This window comes from Variovorax sp. WDL1 (genome assembly GCF_001541225.1).
In the GTDB taxonomy this organism is placed as follows: Bacteria; Pseudomonadota; Gammaproteobacteria; order Burkholderiales; family Burkholderiaceae_C; genus Variovorax.
Window position 1 is genome coordinate 19,941 of record NZ_LMTS01000033.1, and the last position, 13,915, is coordinate 33,855.

General features: G+C 68.8%; 6 protein-coding genes and 1 pseudogene. 4 read left to right on the top strand and 3 right to left on the bottom strand.

All coding sequences use genetic code 11. The features are described 5' to 3' along the window. The first annotated feature begins 10 nt into the window (after positions 1–10). A complete protein-coding gene (locus APY03_RS06950) occupies positions 11–610 on the top strand; it encodes a DNA-3-methyladenine glycosylase (protein ID WP_232081190.1) in 600 nt (199 codons plus the stop codon). Here the strand turns inward: APY03_RS06950 and APY03_RS06955 are convergent. Further along, complete coding sequence (locus APY03_RS06955; RefSeq protein ID WP_068675244.1) at positions 598–5,853, bottom strand: non-ribosomal peptide synthetase; 5,256 nt, start codon at positions 5,851–5,853, stop codon at positions 598–600. The genes APY03_RS06950 and APY03_RS06955 overlap by 13 nt on opposite strands. Positions 5,854–6,136: 283 nt before the next feature. Between APY03_RS06955 and APY03_RS06960 the strand changes: the two genes are divergently transcribed. Beyond that, positions 6,137–8,653, top strand: coding sequence for a hypothetical protein (locus APY03_RS06960; RefSeq protein WP_068675246.1), 2,517 nt, complete (start codon positions 6,137–6,139; stop codon positions 8,651–8,653). A 75-nt stretch (positions 8,654–8,728) separates the two neighbouring features. On the opposite strand, the gene APY03_RS06965 is transcribed toward APY03_RS06960, so the two are convergent. After that, positions 8,729–9,706, bottom strand: a complete 978-nt coding sequence (locus APY03_RS06965; RefSeq protein WP_068675248.1) for a Bug family tripartite tricarboxylate transporter substrate binding protein — start codon at positions 9,704–9,706, stop codon at positions 8,729–8,731. A 41-nt stretch (positions 9,707–9,747) separates the two neighbouring features. Further along, positions 9,748–10,986 carry a pyridoxal-phosphate-dependent aminotransferase family protein gene (locus APY03_RS06970; protein WP_068675250.1) on the bottom strand — a complete coding sequence of 413 codons (1,239 nt, stop codon included), beginning with the start codon at positions 10,984–10,986 and terminating at the stop codon, positions 9,748–9,750. 123 nt (positions 10,987–11,109) lie between these two features. Between APY03_RS06970 and APY03_RS06975 the strand changes: the two genes are divergently transcribed. Together APY03_RS06975 and APY03_RS06980 are read left to right on the top strand one after the other, a co-directional pair. After that, positions 11,110–11,805 (top strand): GntR family transcriptional regulator, encoded by a 696-nt coding sequence (locus tag APY03_RS06975; RefSeq protein ID WP_068675252.1) that lies wholly within the window; start codon positions 11,110–11,112, stop codon positions 11,803–11,805. Beyond that, positions 11,805–13,915 (top strand): annotated as a pseudogene (locus APY03_RS06980) (FAD-binding and (Fe-S)-binding domain-containing protein); the annotation flags it as partial. The gene APY03_RS06975 and the pseudogene APY03_RS06980, both read left to right, overlap by 1 nt.

The following is a 13,915-nucleotide window of genomic DNA, read 5'->3' on the forward strand; positions in this document are numbered from 1 at the left end:
CGGTGGCGCCGTGAAAGCACGCATCCCCGCTGACATCGATTTCTTCGCACCTTCGCACGAGGTGGCGCCGCGCCTGCTCGGCCTGGTGCTGCTGGTCGGTGGTATCGGCGGCCGCATCGTCGAGACCGAAGCGTACGACCGCGACGACCCGGCCTCCCACACCTTCGGCGGCCTCACGCGGCGCAATGCCGCCATGTTCGGTCCGCCCGGCCGGGCCTATGTCTACCGTTCCTACGGCCTTCACTGGTGCCTCAACTTCGTTTGCCGCGAGGAAGGCCATGGCGCCGGGGTGCTGATCCGCGCACTGGCGCCCACCGCCGGGCTCGAGCGCATGCGCGCGCGGCGCGGCCTCGACGACATCCGCCTGCTGTGCGCAGGCCCCGGCCGGGTGGCGCAGGCGCTGGGCATCGACGGCGGCTTCAACGGCAAGAGGCTCGACCGGCCGCCCTTTGCCCTGCTCGCTGCGCCCGACGATCACCCGGCCGTGGTGGTCGAGGCCGGGCCGCGCATCGGCATCTCGAAGGCGGCCGACGTGCCCTGGCGCTTCGGGGAAAAGGCTTCGCCCTTCCTGAGCAAGCCCTTCAGCCGCGGCAAGGCTCAGCGCGCCTGAAGGTTCTCCTCGCGCGCGATCTGCTGCAGGCTCTCGTAGATGAGCCGGCGCGGCGCGACCTTCCAGCCCATCAGCGCCTCGATCGCCGCGACCGCCCGCATGGCCAGCAGCGAGTGCCCGCCCAGGTCGAAGAAGTTGTCGGTGCGGCCGATCTGCTCGACACCCAGCAGCTCCGACCAGATGCCGGCGATGATCTGCTCGCCGTGCGTGGCCGGTGCCACATAGCTGCGGCCGTCAGCCAGGGTGACGTCCATCACCGGCGCCGGCAGCGCGGCGCGGTTGACCTTGCCGTTGGGCAGCAGCGGCATCGCGTCGAGCGAGACGAAGTGCTGCGGGATCATGTAGTGCGGCAGTCGCGTGCGCAGGTGCTCGCGCAGCACCGGCGGCGCCGGCGGCACCGGGCCGCGCGAGACGAAGTAGGCCACCAGCCGTACATCGTCCTCGCGCTCGGCGCGTGTCACCGCCACGCAGTGCGCCAGCTCGGGGTGGTCGAGCAGCGCGGATTCGATCTCGCCCATCTCGACGCGGAAGCCCCGAAGCTTCACCTGGTGGTCGGCGCGGCCCATCAGCTCGAGTTGCCCATCGTGGCGCCAGCGGCCCAGGTCGCCGGTGCGGTAGAGCCGGGCGCCGGGCGCCTCGCCGAAGGGGTCGGGCACGAAGCGCTCGGCCGTGAGCTCGTCGCGATGGTAGTAGCCCAGCGTGACGCCGGCGCCGCCGATGTAGAGCTCGCCCGGCACGCCGATCGGGCAGGCATGCCCGTGCTCGTCGAGCACCCAGACCATGACGTTGTCGATGGGCCGCCCGATCGCGATCGCCTTGCGCGGCTCGGCCACCTTCCAGCCGGTGGCCCAGACCGTGGTCTCGGTGGGCCCGTAGATGTTCCAGAGCTCGGCCATGCGCGCCAGCAGCTGCTCGGCCAGCACCGGCGGCAGCGACTCGCCGCCGATCAGCCCGCGGAAGCCCGGCGCGCCGGCCCAGCCGGTCTCGATCAGCCCGCGCCAGGCCGAGGGCGTGGCCTGCAGCAGCGTGGCCTTGTGCGTTTCGAGCAGCATGCGCAGCGCCGCCGGATCGTGCACCTGCTGCTGCGAGGCGATGATCACTTTCGCGCGCACCACCAGCGGCAGCAGCAGGTCCAGTACCGAAGGGTCGAAGGAAGGACTGGTGATCGCCAGCACGCAGTCGTCCGCCGCCAGCCCCGGCGCCTTCACCATGCCGGCCAGGAAGTTGACCACCCCGCGGTGCGGCACCCGCACGCCCTTGGGCTGGCCGGTGGAACCCGAGGTGTAGATCAGGTAGGCCTCGTCCAGCGGCGTGGCGTCGAGCGCGGGGTCGGGTGGCAGCGGCTGTTCCGGATGGCCGTCCGCCAGCTGCTTGTCGTCGATCGCCAGCATGGGGATCGCCAGTCCCTCCAGGATCTCGTGCGTGTCCTGCTGCGCGAGCACCGCGGCCAGGTCGGCATCGGCCGCCATGAAGCGCAGGCGGTCCGCCGGGTAGTCGGGGTCCAGCGGCACGTAGGCCGCGCCCGCCTTCATCACCGCCAGCTGCGCGATCAGCATGTCGGGGCTGCGCGCGATGCACAGGCCGACGCGCTTGCCGCGCGCGATGCCGCGCAGGCGCAAGGCATGGGCCAGCCGGTTCGAGCGCGCCTCGAGCTCGCCATAGCTCAGCGTGCGGCCTGTCGCGTCGATCACCGCCACGCGTTCGCGCACCTCCGGCGCACCCAGGTCCAGATAGTCGTGCACCAGTTGCCGCGCGGGCAGCGGCGAGCGCGCGCCGTTCCAGCCGTGGCGCAGCAGGTTGAGCTGCGCGGGCGCGAGCATCTCGTGCGTCGAGATCCGCCGCTCGGGCTGCGCCAGCAGCCGCTCGAGCAGCGCCAGGTAGTTCTCGAGCATGCGCGCGGCAGTGGCTTCGCTGTAGAGATCGCTCGCGTATTCGAGGTGGATGCGGTGCGAGAACTCGGTGTCGATGTGCATCGACAGGTCGAACTGCGCGGCCACGCGCTCGAAGTCGAACTCATCCGCCTCCAGGCCGAAGAGTTCCGGCTCGCCCACCGGTGCGTTGAGCACGTTGAAGAGTACGCGCACCGGGCCCTCGGGGTGCAGCGTGCGGTCATGCCCCAGCGCGTCGATCAGCTCGTCGAACGGCGCGTCCTGGTGCGTGTAGGCCTCGAGCGCATTGCGGCGCACGCGATGCACCAGCTGCGTGAAGCTGGGATCGCCCCCGAGGTCGGTGCGCATCACCAACGTGTTGACCAGCGTCCCCACGAGCGGCTCGGCTGCGAAGCGGTGGCGGTTCGCGATCGGCGTGCCGACCGCGATGTCCTCGCTCTTCGCGTGGCGCGACAGCATCAGCACGAAGGCAGACAGATAGACCACGAAGTGCGTGACTGCCTCGCGCCCGCCGAAGGCGTGCATCGCCTCGCGCAGTCGCGGAGGCAGCCCGGCGGAGACGCGCGCGCCCCGGTGGCTGGCCTTGGCCGGCCGCGGGAAGTCGGTGGGCAGGTCCAGGTCGGGCAGGTCGCGCAGGCGCTCCAGCCAGTAGTCCAGGTGCGGCCGGCGCGCCTCCACCGCCGCGGGACTGCGCTGCCAGGCGGCATAGTCGGCATAGCCGATCGCAGGCGGCGCCGACAGCGGCTCGCGCCCGGCCGCCAGCGCGCCGTAGGCGGCGAGGGCTTCGCGCATCAGCAGCGCGCCGGCCCAGTTGTCGGTGATCGCATGGTGCAGCAGCCAGAACAGCACGTGCTCGCGCTCGCCCAGGCGGATCAGGGTCGCCCGGTGCAGGGGGGCGTGCGCCAGGTCGAAGGGCTGCGCCGCGCGCTCGGCGAGCAGCACGCGCGCCTGCGCGTTGCGCTCGCGCTCGGGCAGACGGCTGAGGTCGATCTGCTCGACCGGCACCGCGAGCGCGGGGAGGATCGATTGCATCGGCTCGTGCTCGCCCATCACGAAGCAGGTGCGCAGGCCCTCGTGCCGCTGCACCATGGCGTCGAGCGCCTGCTGGCACAGCGCCGGATCGAAGGCGCCGCGCAGCCGGATCGCGATCGGCACGTTGTAGGCGGTCGTTGCCGGGTCGAAATGCTGGATCACCCACATGCGCCGCTGCGAGAGCGAGGCCGGCAGCGGCGTGCCGCGCGGCACGGGCTCGATGCCGGCCGGTGCCGCCGCCCGGCTCTCCAGCGGCTGTTGCTCGGCCTTCGCCACGTGCGCCGCCATCGCGGCCACGCTCGCATGCTCGAACAGCTCGGCCAGCGGCAGCGCCACGCCGAAGCGCGCCGACAGCCGCGAGAGCACCTGCGTCATGCGCAGCGAGTTGCCGCCGAGCTCGAAGAAGCTCTCGTGCACGCCGAAGGCGCGCGTGCCCAGCACCTCGCACCAGATGTCCCACACCGCGTGCTCGCGCTCGTCGCGCGGCATCACGTAGCCGAGGTGCTCGCGTTGCCCGCCCTCTTCAGCGCTTTCCTCGTGGAGGGGTTCCGTGCCGGCATCGATCGGCACCACCAGCGGCAGCTCGCCGGCCAGGAAGGCCTCGCGGCAGCGGTGGCGCTGCACCTTGCCGCTGGACGTGCGCGGCAACCCGCCCGCGCGCAGCAGGGCGACGGCATGCACCGGCAGGCCGTGCTCCACCGCGATCGCGCGGCGCACCGCGCGGAATACCGCCTCGGCATCCGCCTCGGCCTGCGCGCGCCGGTCCAGCTCCAGCGCCAGCACCACGCCTTCGCCCGCCGGCGTCTCGACCGCGAAGGCCGCGCCGAAGCCCGGCCGCAGCGCCGGATGGGCGCGCTCCGCGCTCCACTCCAGGTCCTGCGGATAGTGGTTCTCGCCGTGGACGATGATCAGGTCCTTCAAGCGGCCGGTGACGAACAGCTCGCCGCCATCGAGGAAGCCGAGGTCGCCTGTGCGCAGGAAGGGGCCGCTGCCGTCCGCCAGGTGCCCGCCGAAGGTGGCCTCGGTGGCTTCGGGCTGCATCCAGTAGCCGCCGCCGACGCCGGGCGAGCGTACCCAGATCTCGCCGATGCAGCGGTCGGCGCAGGCGTGCTGGTCCTCGTCGACGATCAGGATCTCCGTGTCCCGCATCGCCTGCCCGCAGCCGACCAGCCGGCGTCCCTGCGCCGCGCCTTCGGGCAGCGGGTCGAAGCGGTGGGCCATCAGGGCCCTGGCGTCCGCCCACACGACGCGCGGCGCCGCTTCCAGCGTGCTCGCGCTGACGCCCAGCACCGCCTCGGCCAGGCCATAGGACGGCGCGAACACCCGCGCCGCCATGCCCGCCGCACCGAAGACCGCGAGCACACGCTCGACCGTGTCTGCCTTCACCGGTTCGGCGCCGCAGTTGAGCGACGCCAGGCTGTCCAGGCGTGCGCCAAGCGGCTTGCCGGCCAGCGCCTGCAGGCAGGCGACGAAGGCCGAGTCCGGTGCGCCCGTGTGCGTGATGCGATAGGTCTCGATCGCCTCCAGCCAGCGCAGCGGCCGGCGCAGGAAGGCCACCGGCGACATCAGGTAGCCGGTGGCACCGGCCACCACCGGCGCCAGCACACCGAAAGCCAGGCCATAGTCGTGGAAGTGCGGCAGCCAGCTGAGCGAGCGCGAGGCGGTGCTGCCGTGGCCCGCGGCGATCATTGCGCGCACGTTCGCCAGCACGTTCAGGTGCGACAGGCGCACGCCGCGCGGCGCGGAGGTGGAGCCGGAGGTGTACTGCAGGTAGGCCAGTGCCTGCGCCTCGATCACCGGCGGGACGAAGTCCTGCGCCACCGCTGCCAGCTGCTCCGCATCGGGCAGCGCGGTCCATCGGGCCGTTGCCAAGGTGGCGGGGTCCAGCGCGGCGGCCGCGGCGTCGAGCAGCTTGGCGCTGGTCAGCACCAGGGCCGCGCGCGAATCGGCGATCACGCTGCGCAGGCGCGGTGCCGCGTGATGCAGGCGGATCGGATCGGGTGCCGGCACCGGCACCGCCACCCGGCCGCTCAGCAGGCAGGCCCAGAACACCCGCACGAAATCCAGCCCTGGCGGGAAGGCCAGCAGCACGCGGTCGCCCGGGCGGCTCGCGTCAGTCAGCCACGCAGCGATGTGATGGACATCGTCACGCAGCTGGGCGTAGTTGCACTGCTGCGCGAGGGACAGGTCCTCCGCCAGGAAGCCGTAGGCCAATTGCGTCGGCCGTGTCGCGCATTGCTCCTCGAAGACAAAGGCCAGGGTGTCTTGTGACAGTCCGCGGGCGGCGGGCGGCAAGCTTTCGAGCGACGGCGTATTGAACATGTATAGGAACGGGCCCGGCGTTTGACAGGGTCACATCGTGGGTGGGGCAACAGAACGGGACCCTGCCTTTTGTCATTATGTTGCGCCGCAACAGGCCAGTCATCTTCGGCAGAACGGTGGCGGCTTTGTCTGACAGGGCGGGACGTTGCGCAAGAGGGCCGCCGCGACCGGGAACGAGGGGCGCGGAGGGCTAAGAGCTGGGGGAATCATCGATGCTTTTGGGTTACTCACCGGAACCATCCCACCACTGCCTCGGAAGTGAGCATCCTACGGCACACCCAGCATGCGAATCGATTCATTGACCATCCCTGACTGCAGACAGAAAAAGGGCCTGTGCAGCCCTGAGCGACCCCAAGCCACCCAGCCCCTCCTTTACAGCAGGCCGGGCTTTCAGATCCTCGCCGATGGCACGGTGCTCTTGGCGCCTCCAGTTTCGACAGACGGCCCAACCCACGTCCACCGGATGGTGGATTGGGTGCTGCGCAGGGAGGACCCCGATACACGTGCGCTCATCTTCAAAGCGATTGAAAGCAATCGGACGGGGGTGGACATCCCTGCACTCCGCGAGGGGCTTCGGCTGAGCTCGCGGCTGATGGATGTGCTTCGCAACGGCTTCGAAAACAGCCACTTGCGCCGGCTGCGCGCAGAGCAGCTGCCCTGTTCGTCGTCACCTCAAGCCGTTGTCGAAGCACTGCAGCAGGAAGTTCAGCGCATGCACTCCTGTCTGTCGATGCGGGATGTACTGGCGCTGGCCAAGTTTGCCGCAAGTGAAATAGAACGACGATCCTCCGGTGAGCAGGTTCCGACCGAGCATCAGGCACTGTATCTGTACAAGAGCATGGCCATGTCCGATTGCTTCAAGGGTCGGGCATTGGACGACGATCCGTTATTGAAGCGCGAGATGGGACCGATCGAAGGAGAAGTGGACAACCAACCCGCGAAGGCGAAAGACGCGCTCGCCCCCCTGCTGAACGCATCTGCGCGCTGGTTGGACTGGCTGCTCTCTCAAGCGGCGAGTGGAGCGGCGCCATTGCCCCAGCAGCAGAAGAAGAACCTGGCGAAGAGCATCCTCACTGCCTACGCAGTGCTGCTCGGTCACTGCTTCGCGGAGGGCGACGCTGGGCCCCAGCGCATGCATGATCTGCTCCAGCATCACGTGCGCGCGGCACTCGACATGCTGGAGACCGAAGATGAACCGGCCGACACGTCCAGAAAGAGAAAGGCGGGGCAGTTAGATGCACCTCCGGCGGCGGCGTGGTCCATCGAGAACTCACGGCAACAAGCGCTCGCTGACGTACTGCACGTGGCGGCCACTGCGCGCGCAAAGTTGACGGGTGAATTTGAATTGCAGGAAGGCCTGCGCTGCCTGCAGCATGCCTTCAACAACGGCTGGTCCAACTGGTTGGCGCTTTACCGTCCGGGGACGCCGTTCGCCCGGCTTTCTCTGCCCGATCAAGCCCATGAACTGGGCCGCATCGACGCCATCGATGGCCCTGACGGACATCCCATGCAAAGGCTGAGGCTCATGCCTGGGCAACTCCGCGCGCTGATGCCCGAACTCGAAGCCCATCTGGACCTCGCGATCGTCTTCAAGGGCCCCACGAACCTGCATTTCGGCGACTCGCGGGTCGACCAGACCCACCATTACACGGCCTTGATCAAGGTGAATGACGTGCACTTCGAACTGGAGTCGCTGGCCGCGAATGCCCAGGCGGGCAAGTGCTGGATTCCGAACCTTCGGGCTTACTTCGAGCGCCTGCAGGGCGGTGCATACATGGCCATCCGGGGTGCCGACAATGCGCTGTCGAAGTACGTGAAACTGATGGCCATCGAAGCTTTCTCGAAAACCTGCGAAGCGCTCGGAGTCCTGCTGGGCAAGCAGCCCATCATCGAACTCGCGAAGTTTCTTCCCGTGGGTGGAATGGAGGACGCGGCGCGTCAGATCGACTCGGACTTTGCGGCGGAATTCTGCCGGAGTGGCCTTTCTCTCCCGAATGCCACAAGTCACGAAACGGATGTCCCGCACGGCAATGGCCGCAGCAAAGCCATCGTGGATTGGCTCGGCACGCTCGGGACCAACGAGGCCATCCTCTGGACAGGAACCGACCCGATGGTGACTGCAGTGGTGCGCGCCGCCACAGGGGAATGGTTTGCACTCGACAGCGCGTCCATGTCGCGGCGTTCCTTGCTCGAGGTATTGGACGGGCAACAAGCGCTGTTCAAGGGACTCGCTCCCGACGAACACAAGGAACGCGCCGGCTTTGCCCGTGCCCTTACGCTGGTGGCGCCTGCTGCCCCGTCGTCCTCGCCTGCCCTTGCTCCAGGTGCAGTTCAGGAGCTTGCGCCGGTGGCAGTCGTGGACGCGTCAGTCCTGCCTCGCCCAGGCAAGGATGAAATTGCCAGATCGGAGAAGACGCTGTTGCTTGCCTGCAAGATGTATGAGCGCTATCGATTGAACGTATGGACCAACCCGATCCCCAAGTTCGATACAGGCAAGAAGATCATCGACTATGTCCTTGGGATCGACCTCGACCCCAAGCAGTTCGGATCGCTGCTCACGATATCTCGCGCAGTGAGTTCATCGAACGTGACAGGTTCTCAGCACATTGCGGCGCTGTACCTCCTGCGGGGGGGACACGATCGCGTCAACGGTGATCTGCTCGAATTGTTGCCTTCCGAGGTACCGCCATGCCTCGTGCCTTACAGGAAGACGATACAAGCAAACGTCTTGACCTGGCGTGAGAGAGATCGCGGCAGTCGTGTGCTGGCCAAGCTCGGGTTGAGTGGACCATTGACCTGACCTGACCTGACCTGAGCGAGGCTCGCGGCCATTTCACTCATGCCCTGGCTCGAGGACTGCAGACCCTTCGTGCGTTCAGGCGTCCACCTTCACCTTGCCGTCCCGCACCACCCGGCCCCATTTCTGGATCTCCGAGGCAATGAACTGCCGGAACTTCTCGCGCGAGCCGCCGCCGTCCTCGGCGCCGTAGGTGTCGAGCCGCTCCTGTACGTCGGGCATTGCGAGCACGGTGTTGACGTCGCGGTTGATCTTGTCGGCGATCGGTGTCGGCAGCTTGCCGGGCCCGGCCAGTCCGTACCAGGTGGTGGCCTCGAAGCCTTCGAAGCCCTGCTCCTGCATGGTCGGCACATTCGGATGGCCCTTGGCGCGCTTCAGCCGCGTCTGCGCCACCGCCGTCACCTTGCCGCTCTTCACATGCGGCGTGGCGGCGGTCATGGTCTCGAAGCTGTACTGGATCTGGTTGCCCATCAGGTCCGCTAGCAGTGGGCCACTGCCCTTGTAGGGCACGTGCAGCGCATCGACCTTCGCCTGCAGCTTGAACATCTCGAGCGCCAGGTGCTGGGCCGAGCCCGCGCCGGCCGAGCCGAAGCTCACCTTGCCCGGCTCCGCGGCGCACAGCGCGACGATGTCCTTCACCCCTACTGCCTTCTGCGCCGGCCCCGCGACCAGCAGGTTGGGCGTCACGCCCACCAGCACGATCGGCACGAAGTCGCGCTCCACGCTGTAGCGCAGCTTGGGCTGCAGGTTGGGCGCCAGCGCGTGGCTGTTGATGTGCGCCATGAGCAGCGTCGAGCCGTCGCTCGGCTGCGTCGACACGTACTCGGCCGCGAGCACCCCGGCCACGCCGGCCTTGTTCTCCACGATCACCGACTGGTTCCACATCGTCGTCAGCTTCTGCGCCACCACCCGCGCCAGGGCGTCGGTGCCCCCGCCCGGCGGAAAGCCCACCACGATGCGCACCGGCCCGTTGGGCCATTCCTGTGCGAACACCCGCGGCACGCCGAGCGTGGCCGCGGCAGCGCCTGCGGCCTGGATGAGGGAACGTCTTTGCATCGGTGGGTCTCCTGGTTGGGTTCGGTTTCTTCGGCCTTGATTCAGGCCGCCTTCTTCAGCGCCGCCGGCGCCGCGTGGCTCGCGAAATACTCCATCGCCGCATGCACCCCGCTGCCCGCGAGCTTCACCCCCGTGAGCTTCAGTCCCATCTCCACGCCGGCCACCATCGCGACCAGCGTGAGGTCGTTGCTGTCGCCCAGGTGGCCCATGCGGAACATGCGGCCCTTGAGCTTGCCCAGGCCGGTGCCCAGCGAGAGATCGAAGCGTTCGTGGATCAGCCGCCGCAGCGCATCGGCGTCCACTCCCTCGGGCGTGATCACGCCGGTCAGCACTGGCGAATGCACGGCAGGGTCGGCGCACTGCGTCGGCAGGCCCCACGCCTTCACCGCCGCGCGCACCCCTGCGCCCCAGCGCTGGTGGCGCGCGAACACCTGCGGCAGGCCCTCGCCCAGCAGCATGTCCAGCGATTCGCTCAGCCCGTAGAGCAGGTTGGTGTTGGGCGTGTAGGGCCAGTAGCCGCCCTGGTTCATTTCCACGATCTCGTCCCAGGCCCAGAAGGCCTTGGGCAGCTTCGCGGTCTTGCTGCGCTCCATCGCCTTGGGCGACACCGCATTGAAGCTGATGCCCGGCGGCAGCATCAGGCCCTTCTGCGAGCCGCTGATGGTCACGTCCACGCCCCACTCGTCATGCCGGTAGTCGGCGCTCGCCAGGCCCGAGATGCTGTCCACCATCAAGAGGGCAGGATGCCCGGCCGCATCGATCGCGCGGCGCACCGCCGCGATGTCGGAGGTCACGCCGGTGGAAGTCTCGTTGTGCACCACGCACACCGCGCGGATCTTCCTGTCCGTGTCCTGGCGCAGGCGCGCCTCGATCAGGTCGGCCTGCACCCCGTGGCGCCAGCTGCGCGGCAGGCCGGTCTCGTCCACCCCGGGCAGGCTCAGGAACTCGGGCGCCAGCCCCAGGCGCAGCGCCATCTTCTGCCACAGCGTGGCGAAGTGGCCCGTCTCGTACATCAGCACCGCGTCGCCGGGGCTCATCACATTGGCGAGCGCGGCTTCCCAGGCGCCGGTGCCCGAGGCGGGATAGATCACCACCGGGTGCCGCGTCTGGAAGATCTGGCGGATGCCCGCGAGTACCTTCAGGCCGAGCGCGCCGAACTCGGGTCCGCGGTGGTCGATGGTGGGCAGGCTCATGGCGCGCAGGATGCGATCGGGCACCGGGCTGGGGCCGGGGATCTGCAGGAAGTGGCGGCCGGTCGGGTGGAGGTCGAGTTGCAGCATGGGCGGTCCTTTCCTTTTCAGTTTTGCATGCAAAATGCATTGGACCATGATGGATTACCCTGAAGCAACCCTGTTGAAACCTCCAGTTTTTGCATTCAAAATGCATCCGGAGGAAAATAAGCCATGGCAGAAGTGATCGAGATCTCGCGGCTGGCGCTGCACGACCAGGTGGCGGCGCGCCTTCGCACCATGCTGGTCGAAGGCCAGATCGCCCCGGGCGCCAAGCTCAACGAGCGCGAGCTGTGCGAGCAGCTGCGCGTCTCGCGCACGCCGCTGCGCGAAGCCATCAAGCTGCTGGCGGCCGAGGGCCTGGTCGACCTGCTGCCCAACCGCGGCGCGGTGGCCGTCAAGCTGACCGAGGCCGACGTGGAGAACACCTTCGAGCTGCTGGCCGCGCTCGAAGGCCTGTCGGGCGAGTTGGCGGCGCGCCGCATCACCGATCCCGAGTTGGCCGAGCTGCGCGCCCTGCACTACGAAATGATGGCCTGCTTCGCGCGCCGCGATCTCTCGGGCTATTACCGCATCAACGCGCGCATCCACACGGCCATCAACGACGCCGCCAAGAACCCCGTCCTCACCAGCACCTACCGCGCGATCAATGCGCGCGTGCAGTCGCTGCGCTTTCGCACCAACCAGGACGAGGCCAAGTGGAGGCTCGCCGTGGCCGAGCACGAACGCATGATCGAGGCGCTCGCCGCCCACGACGCCGCGGCCATGCGCGAGGTGCTGGCCGAGCACCTCGATCGAAAGCGCGACACGGTGCTGGCGCTGCTGCGCGCCGGCGAGATCTACCCTGCAGCCCAGGCGGGCAAGCGCTGATGCGCATCGATCCCGCCAGCCATCTGCAGCCCGCCGGCACCGTGCTGCCTCCCAACGAGGTCTGCGCCCGGCTCGCGCGCCGCCTCGCGGCCGAGACCGAGGGCGAAGTGCTGTTCGACGATGCCTCGCGCGGCCGCTACGCCACCGACGCCTCCATCTACCAGATCATGCCGGTGGGCGTGCTCGTGCCGAAGACCGAGCGCGACGTCGCCGCCGCCATCGACATCGCGCGCGACCTGCAGGTGCCGGTGCTGGCGCGCGGCGGCGGCACCAGCCAGTGCGGCCAGACCACCGGCGCGGCGCTGGTGATCGACAACAGCAAGCACATGCGGCGCGTGCTCGAGCTCGACGTGGCGCAGCGCCGCGTCACCGTCGAGCCGGGCCTGGTGCTGGACCACCTCAACGCGCAGCTCAAGCCGCACGGCCTGTGGTTCCCGGTCGATGTCTCCACCAGCGCCCAGGCGACGCTGGGCGGCATGGCGGGCAACAACTCCTGCGGCTCGCGCTCGATCGCCTACGGCAACATGGTGCACAACGTGCTCGGCGCGAGCGCCTGGCTGTCGGACGGCGAACTGGTGGACTTCGGCCCCGTCGCCACGCTCGGCGCGCGCGCCGCCGGCATCGCCCAGCACGTGCAGCAGCTGGCACGGCAGCACCGCGCCGAGATCGCCGAGCGCTGGCCCAAGGTGATGCGGCGCGTCGCCGGCTACAACCTCGACATCTTCGACAACCAGAGCGAGCGGCCCTACACCGCCGACGGCAGTGTCAACCTGGCCCACCTGCTGATAGGCGCCGAGGGAACGCTGGCCTACACCCGCAGCTTGACGCTGCAGCTTGCCGAGCTGCCCCGCGCCAAGGTGCTGGGCGTCGTCAACTTCGCGAGCTTCCACGCCGCAATGGATTCGGCCCAGCACATCGTGAAGCTGGGCCCCACCGCCGTCGAGCTGGTCGACCGCACGATGATCGAGCTGAGCCTCGCCAACCCGGCCTTCAAGCCGACCATCGAGAAGGCGCTGATCGGCAAGCCCGCCGCCATCCTGCTGGTCGAGTTCTCGGGCGGGGACCGCGCCGCCCTGCTGCGCCAACTGCAGCAGCTGGCCGAGCTGATGGGCGACCTGGGCCTGCCCGACAGCGTGGTGCGCATGCCCGAGGAGGCCGCGCAGAAGAACCTGTGGGAGGTGCGCAAGGCCGGCCTCAACATCATGATGAGCCTCAAGGGCGACGGCAAGCCGGTCAGCTTCATCGAGGACTGCGCCGTGCCGCTCGAGCACCTGGCCGCCTACACCGACGGCCTCACCGAGGTCTTCGCGAAGCACGGCACGCGCGGCACCTGGTATGCCCATGCATCGGTGGGCACGCTGCACGTGCGGCCCATTCTCGACATGCGCATCGACGGCGCCGCGAAGATGCGCGCCATCGCCGAGGAAGCCGGCGAGCTGGTGCGCAAGTACAAGGGCGCCTTCAGCGGCGAGCACGGCGACGGCCTGTGCCGCGGCGAGTGGATCGAGTGGCAGTTCGGCCCTGCGATCAACGAGGCCTTCCGCGCCATCAAGAACAAGCTGGACCCGATCGGCCTCTTCAACCCCGGCAAGATCATCGACCCGCCGAAGATGGACGACGGCGCCCTCTTCCGCTTCGCCCCCGCCTCCGCGCCTCGGCCTTACAAGCGCATCCCCATCACCCCCGTGCTCGACTGGTCCGCCTGGAACGTGCAGGCCGATCCGGTGACCGAGGAGACCACCCCGCCCGGCACCGGCGGCGACGTCACCGGCGGCTTCGCCAAGGCCGTCGAGATGTGCAACAACAACGGCCACTGCCGCAAGTTCGACGCCGGCACCATGTGCCCCAGCTACCGCGTCACGCGCGACGAGCAGCACCTCACGCGCGGGCGCGCCAACACGCTGCGCCTGGCGCTCTCGGGCCAGCTCGGCCCCGACGCCTTCACCGGCGACGCCGTTCGCGACGCCATGGACCTGTGCGTCGGCTGCAAGGGCTGCAAGCGCGACTGCCCGACCGGCGTCGACATGGCGAAGATGAAGATCGAGTTCCTCGCCCACTACAAGAGGAAGCACGGCCACACGCTCGCCGAGCGGCTGGTCGCCCGCCTGCC

Excerpts from the sequence above, each read along its gene's own strand:
- APY03_RS06970 (WP_068675250.1), bottom strand. The coding sequence starts at position 10,986 with ATGCTGCAACTCGACCTCCACCCGACCGGCCGCCACTTCCTGCAGATC.
- APY03_RS06975 (WP_068675252.1), top strand. The coding sequence starts at position 11,110 with ATGGCAGAAGTGATCGAGATCTCGCGGCTGGCGCTGCACGACCAGGTG.
- APY03_RS06955 (WP_068675244.1), bottom strand. The coding sequence starts at position 5,853 with ATGTTCAATACGCCGTCGCTCGAAAGCTTGCCGCCCGCCGCCCGCGGA.
- APY03_RS06960 (WP_068675246.1), top strand. The coding sequence starts at position 6,137 with ATGCGAATCGATTCATTGACCATCCCTGACTGCAGACAGAAAAAGGGC.
- APY03_RS06965 (WP_068675248.1), bottom strand. The coding sequence starts at position 9,706 with ATGCAAAGACGTTCCCTCATCCAGGCCGCAGGCGCTGCCGCGGCCACG.